This window comes from Paeniroseomonas aquatica (genome assembly GCF_030409335.1).
Classification (GTDB): domain Bacteria; phylum Pseudomonadota; class Alphaproteobacteria; order Acetobacterales; family Acetobacteraceae; genus Belnapia; species Belnapia aquatica.
Map to the genome: position 1 here is coordinate 286,765 of NZ_JAUFPN010000153.1, position 18,760 is coordinate 305,524.

Consider the following 18,760-nt stretch of genomic DNA (forward strand, 5'->3'; position numbering starts at 1 on the left):
CCCGCCCGGCGCCGCACCGCGGCGTGCCGGCGCATGACGGTGCAGTCAGGGGCTGCATTGTCATATAAGGATATGTTTATGTCTGTTGACAGCTTGCGGCAGCCGGGGTCAGATGCCGGGGTCGAGGTTCTCTCTGGCCATGCCCGGCCGGGGAGCTAAGAGGGAATTCGGTGAGGCGGCGACGCCGATGCCGAAGCTGCCCCCGCAACTGTGAGCGGTGAGCCGGGATCCGTCGCGCGCCACTGATGCCTCCGGGCATTGGGAAGGCCAGGATCGAGGCGCTGACCCGTGAGCCAGGAGACCTGCCCCGACACATAACGTCCTCCGGCGGGGTGCCCGGTCAGGCCGCAGAGTCCGCGCGCGCCGGTCCGCACCGTCGTGGCTCGGGTTGCGTCCGGCTGCCTCCCTGCCCATCGCAAAGGCAAGGTTCATGACCGTCACCGTCGCAACCCTCGGCTTTCCCCGCATCGGGCCGCGCCGCGAGCTCAAGGTGGCGCTGGAGCGCTTCTGGTCCGGCAAGTCGGACCGCGCCGCCCTGCTCTCGACCGCCGCCGAGCTGCGCGCCAGGACCTGGGCGCGGCAGGCCGGCCTCGGCGTCGACCACGTGCCGAGCAACGACTTCTCCCTCTATGACCACGTGCTCGACACCAGCGCCATGGTCGGCGCCGTCCCGGCGATCTATGGCTGGCAGGGCGGCCCGGTCGGCCTCGATACCTACTTCGCCATGGCGCGCGGCGCCCAGGGGGAGGCGGAGCACGCCGACTGCGGCCATGGCTGCCACCACAAGGCGGTGGACGTGCCGGCCGCCGAGATGACCAAGTGGTTCGACACCAACTACCACTACCTGGTCCCGGAATTCTCCTCCGGCCAGGCCTTCGCGCTGTCCTCCACCAAGGTCGTCGACGAGTACCTGGAGGCCAAGGCGCAGGGCATCGCCACCCGTCCGGTGCTGCTGGGACCGGTGACCTTCCTGAAGCTCGGCAAGAGCCATACCGAGGGGCTGCACCGACGCGAGCTGCTGCGCGCCCTGCTGCCCGTCTATGCCGAGGTCCTCGGCCGCCTGGCCGCGGCGGGGGCGGGCTGGGTGCAGATCGACGAGCCCTGCTTGGTGCTGGACCTGACCGCCGAGGACCACGCCCTGCTGGCCGAGGCCTATGCGGCGCTGGCCAAGGCGGCGCCCGGCATCCGGCTGATGCTCACCACCTATTTCGGCGCGCTGGGCGACAACCTCGACGCCGCCCTGGCGCTGCCGGTCGCCGGCCTGCACCTCGACCTCATCCGCGCCCCGGCGCAGCTCGAGACCGTGCTGGCCAGGGCGCGGCCGGAGCTGGTGCTGTCGCTCGGCGTCGTCGACGGCCGCAACGTCTGGCGCGCCGACCTCGAGGCCCTGCTCGACCGGCTCGAGCCGGTGGTGGCGAGCGGCCGGGAGATCGTGCTGGCGCCCTCCTGCTCGCTGCTGCACACGCCGATCGACCTGGCGCAGGAGACCGCGCTCGACGCCGATGTCCGGAGCTGGCTGGCCTTCGCCGTCCAGAAGATCGAGGAGCTGGTGACGCTGGCCCGCGCGCTGAACGGCGGCCGTGCCGGCGTGGCCGGGCCGCTGCGCGATGCCTCCGCCGCCGCCGCCTCGCGCCGGACCTCGCCCAAGATCCACGATGCGGCGGTCAGCGAGCGCCTGGCCCGGGTGACCGCGGCGATGGGCCGGCGCCCGGCCGGCTTCGCCGAACGCCGCCCGCTGCAGGCCGGGCAGCTCGGCCTGCCGGCCTTCCCGACCACCACCATCGGCTCCTTCCCGCAGACCGAGGCGGTGCGCAAGGCCCGCTCCGCCCATGGCAAGGGCAGCCTGTCCGATGCCGACTACGAGGCCTTCCTGCGCGAGGAGACCGCCCGCACCGTGCGCTGGCAGGAGAGCATCGGCCTCGACGTGCTGGTGCACGGCGAGTTCGAGCGCAACGACATGGTGCAGTACTTCGGCGAGCAGCTCTCGGGCTTCGCCTTCACCAAACACGGCTGGGTGCAGTCCTACGGGTCCCGCTGCGTGCGGCCGCCGATCCTGTTCGGCGACGTCTCGCGGCCGAAGCCGATGACGGTCGCCTGGTGGTCCTATGCGCAGGGCCTGACGCAGCGGCCGATGAAGGGCATGCTCACCGGCCCGGTGACCATCCTGAACTGGTCCTTCGTGCGCGACGACATCCCGCGCGCGCTGGCCTGCCGGCAGACCGCGCTCGCCATCCGCGACGAGGTGGTGGACCTGGAGCGGGCCGGCGCGAAGATCATCCAGATCGACGAGGCCGCGCTGCGCGAGGGCCTGCCGCTGCGCCGCGGCGACTGGGACGCCTACCTGGCCTGGGCGGTGGAGAGCTTCCGCCTGACCGCATCGGGCGTGGCCGACCGCACCCAGATCCATACCCACATGTGCTACTCGGAGTTCAACGACATCATCGCCGCCATCGGCGACATGGATGCCGACGTGATCTCGATCGAGACCGCGCGATCCCGGATGGAGCTGCTCGGCGCCTTCGCCGACTACCGCTACCCGGCCGAGATCGGGCCCGGCGTCTACGACATCCACTCGCCGCGGGTGCCCGCGGTGGCGGAGATGACCGAGCTGCTGCAGGCCGCCCGCGCGCGCCTGGCGGCGGACCAGCTCTGGGTCAATCCGGACTGCGGCCTCAAGACCCGCAAATGGCCGGAGACCGAAGCAGCCCTCATCAACATGGTGGCGGCCGCCCAGGCGGCGCGCGCCGCCGCCTGAGCCGCACCAAGGGGGCCGCGATCCGTCGCGGCCCCCTCCTGCCCCTGCCGCGCCACGACCGCGGCCGCCGATGTGAAGGAAGCCGAGCATGAGCAACATGGAGACTTTGGCGCCGGTCCTGCGGCGCTGGCTGTCGAGCGAGCGGATCGAGCCCCTGCCGATGCGCGACGCGGCGCAGCCGGCACCGCTGCTGTCCTTCGAGTTCTTCCCGCCCCGCACCGAGGCGCTGGAGCAGCAGCTCTGGGCCTGCATCAAGCGCCTGGCGCCGCTGGCGCCGCGTTTCGTCTCGGTGACCTACGGCGCCGGCGGGACCACGCATGAGCGCACCCATGCGACCGTCGCCCGCCTCGCCCGTGAGACGGAGCTGGTGCCGGCCGCGCACCTCACCTGCGTCGGCGCCACCCGCGAGGAGGTCGACGCGGTGGCGCGCGGCTACTGGGAGGCCGGCGTGCGCCACATCGTGGCGCTGCGCGGCGATCCCGCCCCAGGCACGGATTATGCGCCGCATCCCGGCGGCTATGCCTATGCCAGCGACCTGGTCGCCGGGCTGCGGCGGATCGCCGATTTCGAGATCTCGGTCGCCGCCTACCCCGAGATGCACCCGACGGCGCGGAGCCCGGAGGATGATCTCGATAGCCTCAAGCGCAAGCTCGACAACGGGGCGACGCGGGCCATCACCCAGTACTTCTTCGACACCGCGACCTACCTGCGGTTCCTCGACCGCTGCCTGGCCGCCGGCATCACCGCGCCGATCGTCCCCGGCATCATGCCGGTGTCGAATTTCGCCCAGGCCGCCCGCTTCTCGGCGATGTGCGGCACGAGCGTCCCGGCTTGGCTGGGCCACCTGTTCGAAGGGACCGAGGATGCGCCGGAGATCCGCCGCATCGTGGCCAGCATCGTCGCCGCCGAGCAGGTCCGCACGCTGCAGGCCAACGGCGTCGACGAATTCCACTTCTACACGCTGAACCGTCCCGAGCTGACCCATGCGATCGCCCATATCCTCGGCGTGCGGCCGAGACCGGGCAGCGTGGCCGCCCAGGCCGGGTGACGGCTACCGCAGGGTCGGGTCCAGCCGGTCGCGCAGCCAGTCGCCCAGCACCGAGACCGAGAAGGTGGTCAGCACGATGACCGCGGCGGGGGAGAGCAGGATCCAGGGCGCCCGGGTCAGGTACTCCCGCCCGTAGCCGACCATGGAGCCGAGCGAGGTCTCCGGCGGCTGCACCCCGAGGCCGAGGAAGGAGAGCCCGCTCTCCAGCAGGATGATCTCGGGGAAGGCCAGCGTCATCGAGACGATGAGCGTCGAGGCGATGTTCGGCAGCACGTGCCGGCCATAGACCCGCCACGGCGAGGCGCCGAGCTGGCGCACCGCCGCGGCATAGCCCTGGGCGCCTGCCGAGACCGCCAGCCCGCGGGCGATGCGGGCATAGCGCTCCCAGGCATGCAGCCCGAGCAGGCAGACGAACAAGGTCAGCGAATTGCCGAAGAAGGCCAGCACCGAGAGCGCCAGGATCAGGAAGGGCAGGCTGGCCGAGAAATCGACCAGCGCCAGCACCACCTGGTCCACGACGCCGCGGCAATGCGCCGCGAGGAAGCCGAGCGTCGTGCCGATCACCGCGCCGATGATCGTCGCCCCGAAGGCGATCAGCAGGCTCATCCGGATCGAGTACACGAGCCGGGAGAGCACGTCCCGCCCCAGCTCGTCCGTCCCGAGCGGATGCGGCGCCACCCCGCCGAAGCCGATCGGCGGCGAGAGCCTGTTGCGCAGGTCGAGTGCGGTATAGCCATAGGGGCTGACCACATCCGCCAGCAGCGCGATGCCCAGCATCAGCAGCAGCCAGACCCCGGCGAAGACCACCAGCGCCGGCAGCCCCCGCGGCGCCGCCGGCGGGGCGAGGGTGACCGGCAGGGCGGCCTCGGACATCTCAGGCCCCCCGCACGGCGTTGCGCAGCCGCGGGTCGAGCGCGCCATAGAGCAGGTCGACCACCAGGTTGGCGGTGACCATGGTGGCGGCGACCAGCAGCAGGATGCACTGCACCACCGCGAGGTCGCGGTTGGCGACCGCCACCACCAGCAGCCGCCCGACGCCGGGCCAGGAAAAGACGCTCTCGACCACCACCGCCCCGGCGATCAGGCTGCCGACCATGAAGCCGATGATGGTCACCGTCGGGATCGCCGCATTCGGCAGCGCATGGCCCCAGACCACCGCCCGCCAGGGCACGCCCTTGGCCGAGGCGGTGCGGATATAGGGCTGGCCCAGCACCTCCAGCATCGCGCTGCGGGTGAAGCGCGCCAGCACCGCCGCGCCGCCGACGCCCATGGTGACGATGGGCAGGATCGCATGCCGCCAGCTGTCCTGCCCGCCCGAGGGCAGCCAGCCCAGCTGCACCGCGAAGACCAGCACCAGCAGTAGGCCGAGCACGAAGGAGGGAACGGTGAAGCCGGCGACCGCCAGCACCATCACCGCCCGGTCGATCAGCGAATTGCGGTGCAGCGCCGCGGTGATGCCGGCGGGGATGCCGATGCAGAGCTTGATGAGCAGCGCCGGGACGGTCAGCGCCAGCGTCGCCGGGATGCGCTCGGCGACCAGGGTGATGGCCTCCCGCCCGTCCCGCATCGAGCGGCCGAGGTCGCCGCGGAGGATCGCCCCGAAGTAGCGGAGGTACTGCACATACAGCGGCTCCTCCAGCCCCCAGGCCTGGCGGAAGGCGGCGACCGCCTCGGGCGGGGCATCGGCGCCCATGATGATCTGCGCCGGGTCGCCCGAAAGCCGCAGCACGAGGAAGGCGAAGCTGACCACCAGCACGATGGTGACCGCGGCGCGCAGCAGCCGGAAGCCGAGGAAGCGGAGCATCAGGCGGCCTTTCTGGGGCGGACATCGCCCTGCGCGACATGGCAGGCGACCAGCCTGCCGTCGCCGGCGCGCGGCTTCAGCACCGGGTCCGCCTGCGCGCACATCGGCACCGCCGCGGCGCAGCGGGGGTGGAAGGCGCAGCCGGCGGGCCGGTCGGCCGGATTGGGCGGATCGCCGGCCAGCAGGATGCGGCGCTGGCGGCGGCCAGGATGCGGGATGGCCGAGACCAGTGCCTGGGCATAAGGGTGCGCCGGGTCCTGCAGCACCGCATCCGGCTCGCCTTCCTCGACGATGCGGCCGAGGTACATCACGGCCACCCGGTGGCTCACCTGCCGCACCGCCCGCAGGTCGTGGCTGACGAAGAGGATGGCGGTGCCGAGCCGCGCCTGCAGCTCGACCAGCAGGTTCATCACCTGCGCCTGGATCGAGACGTCGAGCGCGCTGATCGGCTCGTCGCAGACCAGCAGCGCGGGGTCGGTCGCTAGGGCGCGGGCCAGCACCGCCCGCTGCCGCTGGCCGCCGGAGAGCTCATGCGGATATTGCCGGCCCTGGTCCGGCCGCAGCCCGACCTCCCGCAGCAGGGTGGCGACGCGCTCCGCCCGGTCCGGCAGGCCGTGGATCTCGAGCGGCTCGGCCACCTGCGCGCCGACCGTCATGCGCCGGTCGAGCGCGCCGAGCGGGTCCTGGAAGACCATCTGCATCCGCGCCCGCAGCGCCCGCCAGGCCGGCGTGCCGGGGGGCGGCATCGGCTGCCCCTCGAAGGCGACGCGGCCGGCATCGGGTGCCTCCAGCCCCAGCACCAGCCGCCCGGTGGTGGACTTGCCGCAGCCGCTCTCGCCGACGAGCCCCAGGGTCCGCCCCCGTTCCAGGGTCAGCGAGACGCCATCCACCGCCCGCACCGCGGCCGGCCGGCCGAAGACGCCGCGCCGCATCCAGTAGCGCCGGACCAGCCCCTCGGCCGCCAGCAGGGGAAGGTCCCTCATGCCGGGACCAATTCGCGGGCGGCGCGCAGGCAGGCGGCGCTGTGCTGCGGGCCGAGCGCGACGGCGGCCGGCAGCCCCTCGGTGCAGGCCGGCAGGCGCTGCGGGCAGCGCGGGGCGAAGGCGCAGCCCGGCGGCATCGCCCAGGGCTCCGGCACCCCGCCGGGGATGGCGGCCAGCGGCCGGCGCGGCCCGTCGACCGGCGGCAGCGCGCCGAGCAGCCCTTGCGTGTAGGGATGCGCCGGCGCCGCGAACAACCGCGCGGTCGCTGCCGCCTCGACAATCCGCCCGGCATACATCACCGCCACCCGCTCGCAGGTATCGGCCACCACGCCGAGGTCGTGGCTGATCAGCACCAGCGCCATGCCGAGGTCCCGCCGCAGCGCCCCCAGCAGTTCCAGGATCTGCGCCTGGATGGTCACGTCGAGCGCCGTCGTCGGCTCGTCCGCCACCAGCAGCTCCGGCCGCCCGGCCAGCGCCATGGCGATCATCACCCGCTGGTTCTGCCCGCCCGAGAGCTCATGCGGATAGGCATCCAGCCGCCGCCCCGCATCCGGGATGCCGACCTGGTCAAGCAGCCGCCGCGCCTCCTTCCGCGCCGCCGCGCCGCGCAGCCCCTGGTGCAGCCCGAGGGCCTCGGCGATCTGCCGGCCGATGCGGTGCACCGGATTGAGGCTGCTGGCCGGGTCCTGGAAGATCATCGCCACCCGGCCGCCGCGCACCCGGTCCAGCACCGCCGGCGCGGCGCCGAGGATCTCCGCCCCGCCCAGCCGCACGCTGCCGGAGACCCTGGCCCGCGCCGGCAGCAGGCCGAGCGCCGCCAACCAGGTGACCGACTTGCCGCAGCCGCTCTCGCCGACCAGGCCCAGCGCCTCGCCCGGGCCGATGTCGAGGTCGATGCCGCGCAGCGCCAGCGACCCGCCGAAGCCGACCGTCAGGCCGCGGATGGAGACCAGCTCAGACATCCCAGTTGCCCGCCCGGAAGTCCATCAGGAAGGATTGCGCCGCCCGCCAGCGGATGGCGCGGCGCTTGCCGGTGAAATTCGCGGCCTGGTGCAGCATGGCATAGGCCGGGTCCTCGTTCTCCAGGATGCCCAGCAGCCGCCGCATCGCCGCCCGGCGCCTGGCCGTGTCCATCTCGGATTCCAGCGCCTCCACCGCGGCGAAGGCCTCCTCGTTCGCCCATTCGCCGCCGGCGGGGTGCGAGCCATGCCGGCCCCAGACGCCCGGCATGTTGGAGACGGGATCGGCGATGAAGACGGTGCTCGACCAGTCCCGCAGCGCCCGGTCCGGGCCGGGGGCCAGCACCTGGTTCCAGTTCTCCCGCATCTCGATCTTCACGTTCAGCCCGGCCGCCCGCCAATTCTCCACCAGCACCTGCGCGGTCGGCGTCTGCGCGGTGTAGTAGTTGTTCAGCAGCCGGTAGGGGATGACCTCGCCCTTGTAGCCGCTGGCCTTCACCAGGGCGCGGGCCTCGGCCAGGTCGAAGCGCGGCTGCGGCCAGTCCTCCAGGTACATCCCGGCATAGAAGGGGAATTGCATCCCCCGCGGCACCTCGGTCCGCCCGGCCCAGAGCCCCTCGATGATCGCGGCGCGGTCGATCGACAGGCCGAGGGCGCGGCGGATGCGGGCATCGGCCAGTTGTGGATGGGTCTTGTCGAAGGCGATGAAGCGGTGATTGGCGATCAGCCCGCCCTGCACCTCAAAGGCCCGGTTGCGCTCGATCTCGCCGATCTGGTCGGGCGGGATGTCGCAGGCGAAGTCGTATTCGCCCGAGAGCAGCCCGGCGATCCGCGCTGAGACCTCCGGCACCTCGAGGAAGCGGATGCGCCGCAGCGGCGGCCGCCCGCCCCAGTACTCATCGAAAGCCTCCAGCAGCAGGGAGGTATCGGGGCGGAATTCGGCGACGCGATAGGGCCCGGTGCCGATCGGCTTGCGCGCCCATTCCAGCCAGCTTCCCGCTTCCGCCAATGCCCGGCGGTTGACCACGATGCCGATGCGGTGGCCCAGCCGCTTGTCGAGCGCCGGGTCCGGCCGTTCCGTGACGAAGCGCAGCCGGTGCCGCCCCAGCACCTCCACCGTCAGCCCGGGGAAGACCGCCCGCCCCTGGGCGCGGACCTCCTGCGGCACCCGCGCGGCGATGCCGGAGGCGCCGCCCATCAGCCGCTCCGGTCCGAAGGAGGCCGCGACATCCTCGGCCACCATCTCGTCGCCGTTGTGGAAGCGGACGCCGGGGCGCAGCTCCACCTCCACCCGCCGCGCATCCAGCCGGGTCCAGCTGAGCGCCAGGCCGGGCCGCGGGGCCAGGGTGGTGATCCAGTCGGTATCGACCAGCGGCTCGGTGTAGCAGGCGAAATGCCGCGTCCCGACGTTGGAATTCTCCCGCGCCACGTCCAGCGTATTGGAGTTGGCGATCTTCTGCACCGCGACGGTGACCGAAGGCCGCGCATCCTGCGCGACCGCCAGCCGCGGCAGGGCCGGTGCGGCCAACAATCCCAAGGTGGTGCGGCGCGACAGCACGCCTCAGGCCCCCCAGTTCGCCGCGCGGAAGTCCATGGCGAAGGCCGGCGCCGCCTTCCAGCGGATATCCTTCCGCTTCGCCGTGAAGGTCGCGTTCTGGTGCAGCACGGTATAGGCGGGGTCCTCCCGCTCGGCGATCTCCAGCATGCGGCGGAAGGCCTGCTTGCGCTGCGCCCGGTCGGTCCCGGTCTCCAGCGCACGGCAGAGGGTGTTGAACTCCTCGTTGGCGTATTCGCCGACCTGCTGCTGCTGCCCGTTCGGGCCATGCTGGTTCACCAGGGAGGAGACGGGGTCGCTGAACAGCCCGCTGTTGGACCAGTCGCGCACCGCGCGGGTCGCCCCCGGCTCCAGGATCTGCGACCAATTCTCCTTCATCTCGATCTGCACGTTCAGCCCGGCCGCGCGCCACATCTCGACCAGCACCTGCGCCGTCGGCGTCTGGTTGGTGTAGTAGTTGTTCAGCAGGCGATAGGGGATCGGGTCGCCCTTGTAGCCGGCCTCGCGCAGCAGGCGGCGGGCCTCCGCCAGGTCGAATTTCGGCACCGACCAGTCACCCACGAACATGTCGCCGTAGAATTCCCACTGCAGCCCGCGCGGGATGCTGGTGCGCCCCGCCCAGAGGCTGTCGACGATCGCCTGCCGGTCGATCGCATGGGTGAAGGCGCGCCTGACCCGCGCATCCCGCAGCGGCGCATGGTTCCTATCGAACACCGTCAGCCGGTGGTTCGGGATGGTGCCGCCCTGCACCTCGAAGCCGCGGTTGCGCTCGATGCCCGAGATCTGGTCGGGCGGGATGTCGCAGGCGAAATGGTACTCGCCCGAGAGCAGCCCGTTGACGCGGGAGGAGACCTCGGGGACCTCGACGAAGCGGAGCTGCTTCAGCGGCGGCCGGCCGCCCCAGTACTCGTCATGCGCCACCAGGGTCAGCGAATGGTCGGCGCGGAATTCGGCGACCTTGTAGGGCCCGGTGGTGACCGGCTTGCGCGACCAGTCGAGCCAGGTGGCGGCCTCGGCATAGCCGCGCCGGCTGCCGATCTCGGCGCCGTAGCGGGCCATGCGGCCCTCCAGCGTCACGTCCGGCGTGCGGTTGATCCAGCGGACCGTGTACTTGTCCACCACCTCGATCCGCTCGATGCCGGGGAAGGAGCGGTTGGCGACGGCCGGCACCTCGATCGGCAGTTCCTTGCCGGTGCGGCCGGGGTTCACCTCGCCGACCCGGATGGTGGCGCCGCTGTTCGGCCCGCCCGGGCCGAACATGCGGTCGTTGCCGAAGGAGAAGGCGACATCCTCGGCGGTGAGCTCGTCGCCGTTGTGGAACTTCACGCCCTGGCGGAGCTTGAGTTCGACCACGCTGTCGCTGAGGCGCCGCGCCTCGGTCGCCAGCACCGGGATGGTCTCCAGCTTGCCGGCATAGTCGCGCCCGAGCAGCCCTTCCCAGAGCGAGGTGACCATCACCCGCTCGCCGACGTTGGACTGCTCGCGCAGCGGCTCCAGCGTATTGGTGTTGCTGATCTTCTGCACCGCGACGGTGATGGACGGCCGCTGGTCGGACTGGCCGATGGCGAAGCGCGGCAGGGCGGCGAGCGCGCTGCCCGCCAGCAGGCTACGACGGTCGATCATGGATGTGCTCCTCGGTTCTCAGGCCCCCGGTCTTCAAGCCCGTCAGGCGTGGCGCGGAAGGCGGTCAGGGTGCGTTCGGCATGGCGCAGCCGCCAGGACAGGGCGCGCTGGGCGTAGTCCTTCACCAGCCCGGCATGGGCCGGGCTTTCGGCCAGGTTGGTGAACTGCCGCGGGTCGCGTTCCAAGTCGAAGAACAGCGGCGGCAGCGCGGCGAAGTGGACGTATTTGAACCTGGCGTCCTGGAGGACGCAGAGGCTGCTCTCGTCCATCCCGAGGCCGAGGCCGGTCTCGGGCTTCGAGTAGAAGACGTCGCGGAAGTCGTATTCGTAGTGCAGCGCGTCGCGCCAGCCCTCCGGCGGCCCGGCCGCCACCAGCGGCAGCAGCGAGGCCCCGTCGCAGGCGCGCGGGATCTCCCCGCCCAGCGCCGCGAGGATGGTCGGCATGACGTCGATGCTCTCGGTGAAGGCGCCCTCGATCGCGCCCGCCCGCGCCGCCACCCCCGCCGGCTTCACGACCAGCGGGATGCGGAAGCTCTCGTCGAAATAGCCGATCTTGCCGAGCAGCCAGTGGTCGCCGAGCTGCTCGCCATGGTCGGAGGTGAAGACCACCATGGTCTCCTCCCACTGCCCGGTCTGCTCGAGGTAGTCGAAGACCCGGCCGAGGTTGTCGTCGATCTCGCTGATCAGCCCGGCATAGGTGGCGCGCATCAGCCGCACCGCGGCCTCGTCCAGCCCGGTCGCCGCGCCGCCGGCGCCCTGGAAGAAGCTGCCCTGGCCGATGCCGCGCAGGTAGAAATCGAGCAGCGGATGCTGCCGCGCCTCGACCCGCCAATCGGCGGCCCGCACCGGCCCCGGCATCTCCGACGGGTGGTACATGCGGTTGTAGGGGCTCGGGGCGATGAAGGGCGGGTGCGGCCGGTAGTAGCCGAGGTGGAGGAACCAGGGCTTGCCATTGACCCCCTTGAGGTAGGTCAGCGCCCGGTCGGTGAAATAGGCGGTGTCGGAGAGCTCGGCCGGGATGCGGCAGGGCCGGTCGGTGGCGCCGGGGACGGCATCCTCACCTTCCGGCAGCCAGATATTCTCCCGCCGCTCCGGCAGGGCATAGCCCTTGTGCGCCAGCCAGCCGAAGTAGCCGTCCATCGTCGGCTCGAAGGCGCCGACGCTGCGGAAGCCCTCCATCAGGTCGCCGAGGGAGGTGAAGCGAGGGTCGCGCGGGCCGGTGCCGCGGGGGTCAGGGGTGGTGGTGGTATAGCCGATCAGCGCCGGGTCGTAGCCGATGCGGCGCAGGGCGCGGCCCAGGTTCATGTGCCGGGCATCGAGCGGCACGGTGTTCTGCACCGCCCGGTGGTTCATCAGGTAGAGGCCGGTGAGCAGGCTGGCCCGGGCCGGGCCGCAGGGCACCGTCGTCGTCACGTGGTTGCGGAAGGTCACCCCCTGGCGGCAGAGCCGGTCGAGGTTCGGGGTGCGCAGGAAATCCGCGCCGAGCCAGGGCACGAAATCCGCGCGCCACTGGTCCACCACGATGAGAAGCACGTTCCGCGGTCGCTGCATTGCATCTGTCCGGCCCATGGCCGCTGCGGTACCGCAGGTGGCTGACAGGTGCGTGGCGGTTTGGCTGCAATGCCGTGACAGATGCCCGGGTGGTGGTCAGCCGGGCACGGCGTCAGGCCTCCGGCGCGGCGGCCCGCTCGTCGGCGCCGATGAGATAGGCCGCGGGCAGCCCCTCCAGCACCCGGCGGCAGTTTATCGCGGCCCGGGTCAGCGCGACCTCGCCGATGCCCCGCACCGAGGCGGAGTTGTGCGGCGAGGCGATGACATTCGGCAGCTCGAGGAAGGGCCGGTCCATGCGGAAGGCGCCGTGGCGGACCGGCTCGATCCACCAGGCGTCGATGCAGGCGACGAACGCCGGCTGCCGCACCAGGTGCCGGTAGAGCGCATCCTCGTCGACCACCTCGCCGCGGGCGAGGTTGACCAGGATCGCATCGGGCTTCATCAGGCCGAGTTCGCGCGCGCCGATGATGCCGCGGGTGGCATTGGTCAGCGGCAGGCTGAGCACCAGCACGTCGGCGGCGGCCAGCATTTCGTCCAGCCGGTCCGGGGTGCCGATCCAGTCGACCGGCTCCTCGCTGCGGCCGCTGCGGCGGATGGCATGGATCCGCATGCCGAAGCCGCGCAGCAGCCGCGCCGTGGCGATGCCGATGCCGCCGAAGCCGAGGATGCCGCAGACCCCGCCGGCAAGCATGCGGTTCGGGACGAATTGGTTGAAGGCGCCCGCGGCCATCGCCTGCTGCTCGATGGACAGGCGCTTGGCCGCGGCCAGGACCATCGCCACCGCATGCTCGGCCATCGGCTCGGCATAGGCGCCGCCGTTGCTGGCGATGGGCACCTCGGCCGGCAAGGCCCGCAGCGGGATGTAGTCGACGCCCGCGGTCATGAACTGGATCAGCCGCACGCCGGCCAGCAGCGCCGGCTCGCCGGGCAGCAGCTCCTTGCCGGTGTTGCGGGCCAGCAGGACGCTGGTCCGGCGCAGGATCGCCTGGCGGGCCGCCGGATCATGCTCCGGCAGCACGCAGACCTCGGCGGCCTCGCCCAGCGCGGCCGCGAGGACGGCGCGGCCGCCGGCGTCGAGGGGGAAGGCGACGGTCAGCAGGGGTCGGGTCATGCGCATGCGTCCTGATCGGCCTGGGGTTGCGGAAGCGGCGATGGCCGCCGGCTGCCGAGCAAGATCCGAGCCGTGGCAGGGGGATCCCCCCGGGGCAGGCCTCGGGCCGGGCGGTCATTCCAGCCGCTTTCGCGGCCCCCGGCAATCGCGGGTCCCGGGCGCGGCCTCAGGCCACGCCGCGTCAGGTCGGGCTGGCCGCAGGGCTTGGCAATGACCTCGAAGCCGTGCCCGGCCGGGCCGTCCGCCGTGCCGTCGATGGCGACATGCCCGCCGGGCTGGCGGATGAAGCCGAAGAGCGGCGACAGGCCGAGGCCGGTGCCCATGCCCTGCGGCTTGGTGGTGAAGCAGGGCTCGAAGGCGCGCTCGCGGACCTCGGCCGGCATGCCGGTGCCGTCGTCCCGCAGCGAGAGCGCGACATAGGAGCCCGGCCTGGCATCCGCGTTGCCGTCCAGCAGCGCCGCGTCGAGCGGCGCCGGCCGCGTCGTCAGCGTCACGGCGCCGCCGCGCGGCAGGGCATCCCGGGCATTGATCGCCAGGTCCAGCGGCACCGCCTCAAGCCGGGAGGCGTCGGCGCGGCAGGGCGGCAGGGCGGCGTCCAGCACCAGGGCCAGGGTCACCGCCTCGCCGAGATGGCGCTCCAGCAGATGCACCGTGCCGAGGATGGCGGTCAGCAGGTTGAAGTCATGCGCCACGCCGCCGGTCAGCCAGCCGAGGGCTTCCAGCCGTTGCGACTGCAGCAGCCCGGCCTCGCCGGCCCGCATCCGGCGGAAACAGCACCGGTCGGCCACCGAGATCGCCGGGGTCGGCCAGGCGGTGCTCAGCATCGCCACCTGTCCATCCGGCCGGACCAGGTGCAGCGAGGCGATCCGGGCGATGCCCTCGTCCAGGCGCCGCATCCAGCGCTCGAGATCCTCGCCCAGCGCCTCGATGTCCTCCCAGGCGAGGCCTTGGATGCGGTCCTCCAGCCGGTCGAGCACCAGGGCGTTCGTCTCCACCACCTTCAGCGCATGGTCCTTGGCGACGGCGGAGAGCCTCGGCCATCAAGCCGATGATGGTCGTACCAGACGGCGCCGCCGAGGAAGGCGAGGGGGATAAGGAGGGCGGCCGTCAGGATCGCGCGGAGCGAAGGCGGCAGCCGTTCTCCTGCGCAGCCCGGACTGGCCGGACCCGCGGTGCCCTGCATCGTGATCTCCGATCGCCTGCGGTGGCGCCGGGCCCATCGCCCGCCACCGTACGATGTCGCGATACCAGCCTGGGCCTTTCAGTGCGCTTCCGCCCAGCTCCGCCCGGTCCCGACCTCGACCGCCAGCGGCACCCGCAGGGTGGCCACGCCTTCCATCACCTGGCGGACCAGCGCCGCGGTCTCCGCCACCTCGGCCTCGGGCACTTCCAGCACCAGCTCGTCATGCACCTGCAGCAGCATCCGCGCGCCGAGCCCGGCATCGCGCAGCGCCTTCGGCACCCGCACCATGGCGCGCTTGATGATCTCCGCCGCGCCGCCCTGGAAGGGGGCGTTGATGGCGGCGCGTTCGGCGCCGGCCCGGCGCACCGGGTCCTTGGCGCCGATGTCCTGGATCCAGAGCCTGCGGCCGAAGGAGGTGAAGACGTAGCCCTGCAGCCGGGCCTCCTCCTTCAGCCGTTCCATCGCCGCGCGGATGCCGGGGTACTGGCCGAAATAGGCATCGATGATGCCTTTGGCTTCGCCGGCACCGATGCCGAGCCGCCCGGCCAGGCCGAAGGCGGACATGCCGTAGATGATGCCGAAATTGATGGTCTTGGCCCGCCGCCGGGCCTCCTTGTCGACCGCCTCCGGGGCGAGGCGGAAGATGTCGGCCGCGGTGCGGGAATGGATGTCCTGGCCGGTCTCGAAGGCCTCCCGCAGCGCCGGGACATCGGCCAGATGCGCCAGCAGGCGCAGCTCGATCTGGCTGTAGTCGGCGCTCATCAGTACATGGCCCGGCTCGGCCACGAAGGCGCGGCGGATGCGCTGGCCTTCCTCGGTCCGCACCGGAATGTTCTGCAGGTTGGGCTCGGTCGAGGCCAGCCGCCCGGTGCTGGTATTGGCCATGGAGAAGTCGGTGTGGACCCGGTTGGTGCGGGGGTCGAGCTGCGCCGTCAGCCCATCGACGTAGGTCGACTTCAGCTTCGACAATTGGCGCCAGTCGAGCACCGCTCGGGCCAGCGGCACGTCGCGGGCGGCCAGCTCCTCGAGCACCGCGGCATCGGTGCCCCAGGCGCCGGACTTGCCCTTGCGGCCGCCCGAGAGCTGCATCTCGTCGAACAGGATCTCGCCGAGCTGCTTCGGCGAGCCGACCGCGAAGACCCGGCCGGCGAGGCGGTGGATCTCGGTCTCGAGCACCGCCATGCGGCTGACGAAATCCTCGCCGATGCGGGCGAGCTCGACGCCGTCGACCTTGATGCCGGCGATCTCCATGTCGCGCAGCACGCCGACCATGCGGCGCTCGACCTGCTCGTACAGCGCGAGCGCCCCGGCCTCGCGCAACTGCGGGCGGAGGATGTGCCAGAGCCGCAGGGTGACGTCGGCGTCCTCGGCGGCATAGGCGGTCGCCTTGTCGAGCGGCACCTGGGCGAAGCTGATGCGGGCGCGGCCGGTGCCGGTCACCTGGTCGTAGGGGACCGGCGTGTGGCCGAGGTGGAGGCGGGACAACTCGTCCATGCCATGGCCGTGCTTGCCGGCCTCCATGGCGTAGGAGATCAGCATGGTGTCGTCGACCGGGCCGACGGCGATGCCGCCGTTGCCCGGCTGGGCCAGCACCTCGAGGTCGTATTTGGCGTGCTGCAGCACCTTCAGCACCGCCGGGTCCTCCAGCAGGGGCCTGAGCGCCGCCATGGTGGCCTCGAAGGGCAGCTGCGGCGGTGCCGCTTCGGCCGGGACCTCCAGCATGTCCCCCTGGCTGGCGCCGGCCGAGACATGGCGCAGCGGGATGTAGCAGGCGCGGCCGGGCGCGGTGGCGAGGCAGACGCCGACCAGCCTGGCATTCAGCGCATCGAGGCTGTCCGTCTCGGTATCGAGGCCCACCACCCCGGCGGCGGTCGCCTCGGCGATCCAGGCGGCGAGGGCCTCGGGCGTGGTAACCGTCTCGTAGGCGCCGAAGGGCGCCGCCGTGGGGTCGGCCGGGGCAACCGGCGCCGCGGCGGCCTGGGCGGCGGAGACGGCGCTGTTGCGGGCGCGGCTGCCGGAATCCCCCGCGGCATCGCCGAGGCCCATGCGGGCGACGACGCTGCGGAAGCCCTGGTCGCGGAGGAATTTCTCGAGCGCCGCGGGCTCGGGCGGGCGGACCGCCAGTTCGTCGATGGTCAGGCTCATCGGCGCCTGGTCGTCCAGCGTCACCAGGCGCTTCGAGATGCGGGCCTGCTCGGCATATTGCTCGAGGTTCTGCCGCCGCATCGGCTGCTTGATCTGGGCGGTATTGGCCAGCACGGCTTCCAGGTCGCCATAGGCGAGGATCAGCTCGGCGGCCGTCTTGGGGCCGATCTTGGGCACGCCGGGGACGTTGTCCACGGCATCGCCGATCAGCGCCTGGACCTCGATCACCTTGTTCGGCGGCACGCCGAATTTCTCGGCGACCTCGGCCTCGCGGATCGCCCGGCGCTTGATCGGGTCGTACATCTGCACGCCGGGGCGGACCAGCTGCATCAAATCCTTGTCGGAGGAGACGATGGTCACCTCGCCGCCGCTCTCGACGAAGGCGCGGGCATAGGTGGCGATGAGGTCGTCGGCCTCGAAGCCGGGAGCCTCCACCTGGGCGACGCCGAAGGCCTCGGTCGCCTCGCGGATCAGGGCGAATTGCGGGACCAGCTCCTCCGGCGGGTCGGGCCGATGGGCCTTGTAGGCGGGGTAGAATTCGTTGCGGAAGGTCGTCCGGCTGGCATCGAAGACGCCGGCGAGGTGGCTGCCGCGGTGCTCGGCCAGGAAGCTCGAGAGCATCTGGGTGAAGCCGAAGACGGCGTTCACCGGCGTGCCGTCCGGCCGGGTCATCGGCGGCAGGGCGTGGAAGGCGCGGAAGATGTAGCCGGAGATATCGACCAGCACGAGGTGGCGGACGCCGGGCACGGCGACCGGGACGGCCTCGGCACCCTCGGCCGGGGCCGCCTCAGTGATGGTCGTCGCCACCGGCACCGGCCTTCAGCACATAGGTGATGGAGCAATAGGGGCAGGTCACCTCCTGCTCCCCGTCGTTGATCCGCAGCCAGACGCGGGGATGGCCGAGGCCGGGGCCGGCGATCTCGCCGTCGCAGGGCACGGAGCGGGAGGTCGCCTCCAGCCGCTGGACCGGGGTCACCCCGGCGGTCAGCTTGGGCGCGTAACCGGTTTGCTTGGCGTCGCGCATGAGCGCTCCTCATCAGGGTGCGGGGTGGCGGCAACATAGCGGCCGCCGGGCGCACGGGCCAGGGCCAGGGCTCAGCCCGAACGCGGATGCGCCCGGCGCCAGGTCTCGAGCAGCGCCGCCGCGTCCACCGCGGTATAACGCTGGGTGGTGGACAGGCTGGCGTGGCCCAGCAGTTCCTGGATCGCCCGCAGGTCGGCGCCGCCGCCCAGCAGGTGGGTGGCGAAGGAATGCCGCAGCGCATGCGGCGTCGCATGCTCCGGCAGCCCGGCCAGGCGGCGGTAGTGCCGCATGGATTTCTGCGCGACGGCCGGGTCCAGCCGGGCGCCGCGGGCGCCGCGGAACAGCGGCGCCTCCGGCGGGGGGGCGCCGCGTTCCACCAGGTAGTCGGCGATGGCGCGGCGCACCGCCGGCAGCACCGGCACCAGCCGCTGCTTTCCCCCCTTGCCGGTGACGCGCAACGCGGCCTGTCCGCCCGGCAGCGGCGCATCCCGCACGTCGAGCGCCAGCGCCTCGGCGATGCGCAGGCCGCAGCCGTAGAGCAGGGTGAACAGGGCGACGTCGCGGGCGGCCTGCTCGGCGGGGCGCTCGGCATGGCCGGGCTGGTGGATGCTGCCGGTCCGGGCCGCCACCTCCTTGGCCTGGTCGGAGGTCAGGGCGCGGGGCACCGGCGGCCGGGCGCGGGGGCCGCGGATATTGGCCAGGGCCAGCGGCGCCAGCCCCGCGGTCCTCGCGAGGTACCGCAGGAAGCCGCGCACCGCGGCCAGTTGCCGGGCGCGGGTGGCGTTGCCGGCCCCGGCGGCGGCCCGGGCGGCGAGGAAGCCGCGGAGGTCGGCCGGGCGCAGCGCCGCCAGGGCCGCCTGGCCGGGCTCCTCCCCCAGATGGCGGGTCAGGAAGGCCAGGAAGTCGCGCAGGTCGCGGCCATAGGCCTCGACCGTATTGGCCGCCGCCCGGCGTTCCAGGGCGAGCCAGGCGAGGTAGTCGGCCATGCAGGCCGCACCGCTCCGGTCCCCCCCGGCCGGG

14 protein-coding genes and 1 riboswitch are annotated in these 18,760 nt (G+C 72.3%); of the genes, 2 read left to right on the forward strand and 12 right to left on the reverse strand.

Features of this window, described 5'->3' with window-relative positions; genetic code table 11:
* Positions 1-107 precede the first annotated feature (107 nt).
* Positions 108-324, forward strand: a riboswitch (cobalamin riboswitch).
* A gap of 106 nt (positions 325-430) precedes the next feature.
* Positions 431-2,755 (forward strand): 5-methyltetrahydropteroyltriglutamate--homocysteine S-methyltransferase, encoded by a 2,325-nt coding sequence (gene metE, locus QWZ14_RS16535; RefSeq protein ID WP_290317854.1) that lies wholly within the window; start codon positions 431-433, stop codon positions 2,753-2,755.
* Positions 2,756-2,843: 88 nt separating this feature from the next.
* On the forward strand, positions 2,844-3,803 hold the full coding sequence (gene metF, locus QWZ14_RS16540; RefSeq protein ID WP_290317855.1) for a methylenetetrahydrofolate reductase [NAD(P)H]: 960 nt from the start codon (positions 2,844-2,846) through the stop codon (positions 3,801-3,803).
* 3 nt (positions 3,804-3,806) lie between these two features.
* Here the strand turns inward: metF and QWZ14_RS16545 are convergent, their stop codons facing one another.
* From QWZ14_RS16545 to QWZ14_RS16600, 12 genes are all read right to left on the reverse strand, one after another.
* Positions 3,807-4,676: an ABC transporter permease gene (locus QWZ14_RS16545; RefSeq protein ID WP_290317856.1), complete on the reverse strand. Its 870-nt coding sequence runs from the start codon at positions 4,674-4,676 to the stop codon at positions 3,807-3,809.
* Between the two features lies 1 nt (position 4,677).
* Positions 4,678-5,607, reverse strand: a complete 930-nt coding sequence (locus tag QWZ14_RS16550) for an ABC transporter permease (protein WP_290317857.1) — start codon at positions 5,605-5,607, stop codon at positions 4,678-4,680.
* Complete coding sequence (locus QWZ14_RS16555; protein WP_290317858.1) at positions 5,607-6,590, reverse strand: ABC transporter ATP-binding protein; 984 nt, start codon at positions 6,588-6,590, stop codon at positions 5,607-5,609. The genes QWZ14_RS16550 and QWZ14_RS16555 overlap by 1 nt, the downstream gene beginning before the upstream one ends.
* Positions 6,587-7,552 (reverse strand): ABC transporter ATP-binding protein, encoded by a 966-nt coding sequence (locus tag QWZ14_RS16560; RefSeq protein WP_290317859.1) that lies wholly within the window; start codon positions 7,550-7,552, stop codon positions 6,587-6,589. Before QWZ14_RS16560 ends, QWZ14_RS16555 begins: the two co-directional genes overlap by 4 nt.
* Positions 7,545-9,107 carry an ABC transporter substrate-binding protein gene (locus QWZ14_RS16565; protein ID WP_290317860.1) on the reverse strand — a complete coding sequence of 521 codons (1,563 nt, stop codon included), beginning with the start codon at positions 9,105-9,107 and terminating at the stop codon, positions 7,545-7,547. The genes QWZ14_RS16560 and QWZ14_RS16565 overlap by 8 nt, the downstream gene beginning before the upstream one ends.
* Positions 9,108-9,110: 3 nt before the next feature.
* Positions 9,111-10,727, reverse strand: a complete 1,617-nt coding sequence (locus QWZ14_RS16570; RefSeq protein WP_290317861.1) for an ABC transporter substrate-binding protein — start codon at positions 10,725-10,727, stop codon at positions 9,111-9,113.
* The gene (gene pehA / locus QWZ14_RS16575; RefSeq protein WP_290317862.1) at positions 10,724-12,277 is read right to left on the reverse strand and encodes a phosphoric/sulfuric ester hydrolase PehA; all 1,554 of its coding nucleotides are present in this window, start codon (positions 12,275-12,277) and stop codon (positions 10,724-10,726) included. Before pehA ends, QWZ14_RS16570 begins: the two co-directional genes overlap by 4 nt.
* A gap of 112 nt (positions 12,278-12,389) precedes the next feature.
* Positions 12,390-13,388, reverse strand: a complete 999-nt coding sequence (locus tag QWZ14_RS16580; protein WP_290317863.1) for an NAD(P)-dependent oxidoreductase — start codon at positions 13,386-13,388, stop codon at positions 12,390-12,392.
* On the reverse strand, positions 13,385-14,386 hold the full coding sequence (locus tag QWZ14_RS16585; RefSeq protein WP_290317864.1) for an ATP-binding protein: 1,002 nt from the start codon (positions 14,384-14,386) through the stop codon (positions 13,385-13,387). Before QWZ14_RS16585 ends, QWZ14_RS16580 begins: the two co-directional genes overlap by 4 nt.
* 263 nt (positions 14,387-14,649) lie before the next feature.
* On the reverse strand, positions 14,650-17,463 hold the full coding sequence (gene polA, locus QWZ14_RS16590; protein ID WP_290317895.1) for a DNA polymerase I: 2,814 nt from the start codon (positions 17,461-17,463) through the stop codon (positions 14,650-14,652).
* Positions 17,464-17,503: 40 nt separating this feature from the next.
* On the reverse strand, positions 17,504-17,740 hold the full coding sequence (locus QWZ14_RS16595; RefSeq protein WP_290317865.1) for a zinc-finger domain-containing protein: 237 nt from the start codon (positions 17,738-17,740) through the stop codon (positions 17,504-17,506).
* 71 nt (positions 17,741-17,811) lie between these two features.
* Positions 17,812-18,726: a tyrosine recombinase XerC gene (locus QWZ14_RS16600; RefSeq protein WP_290317866.1), complete on the reverse strand. Its 915-nt coding sequence runs from the start codon at positions 18,724-18,726 to the stop codon at positions 17,812-17,814.
* Positions 18,727-18,760 lie beyond the last annotated feature (34 nt).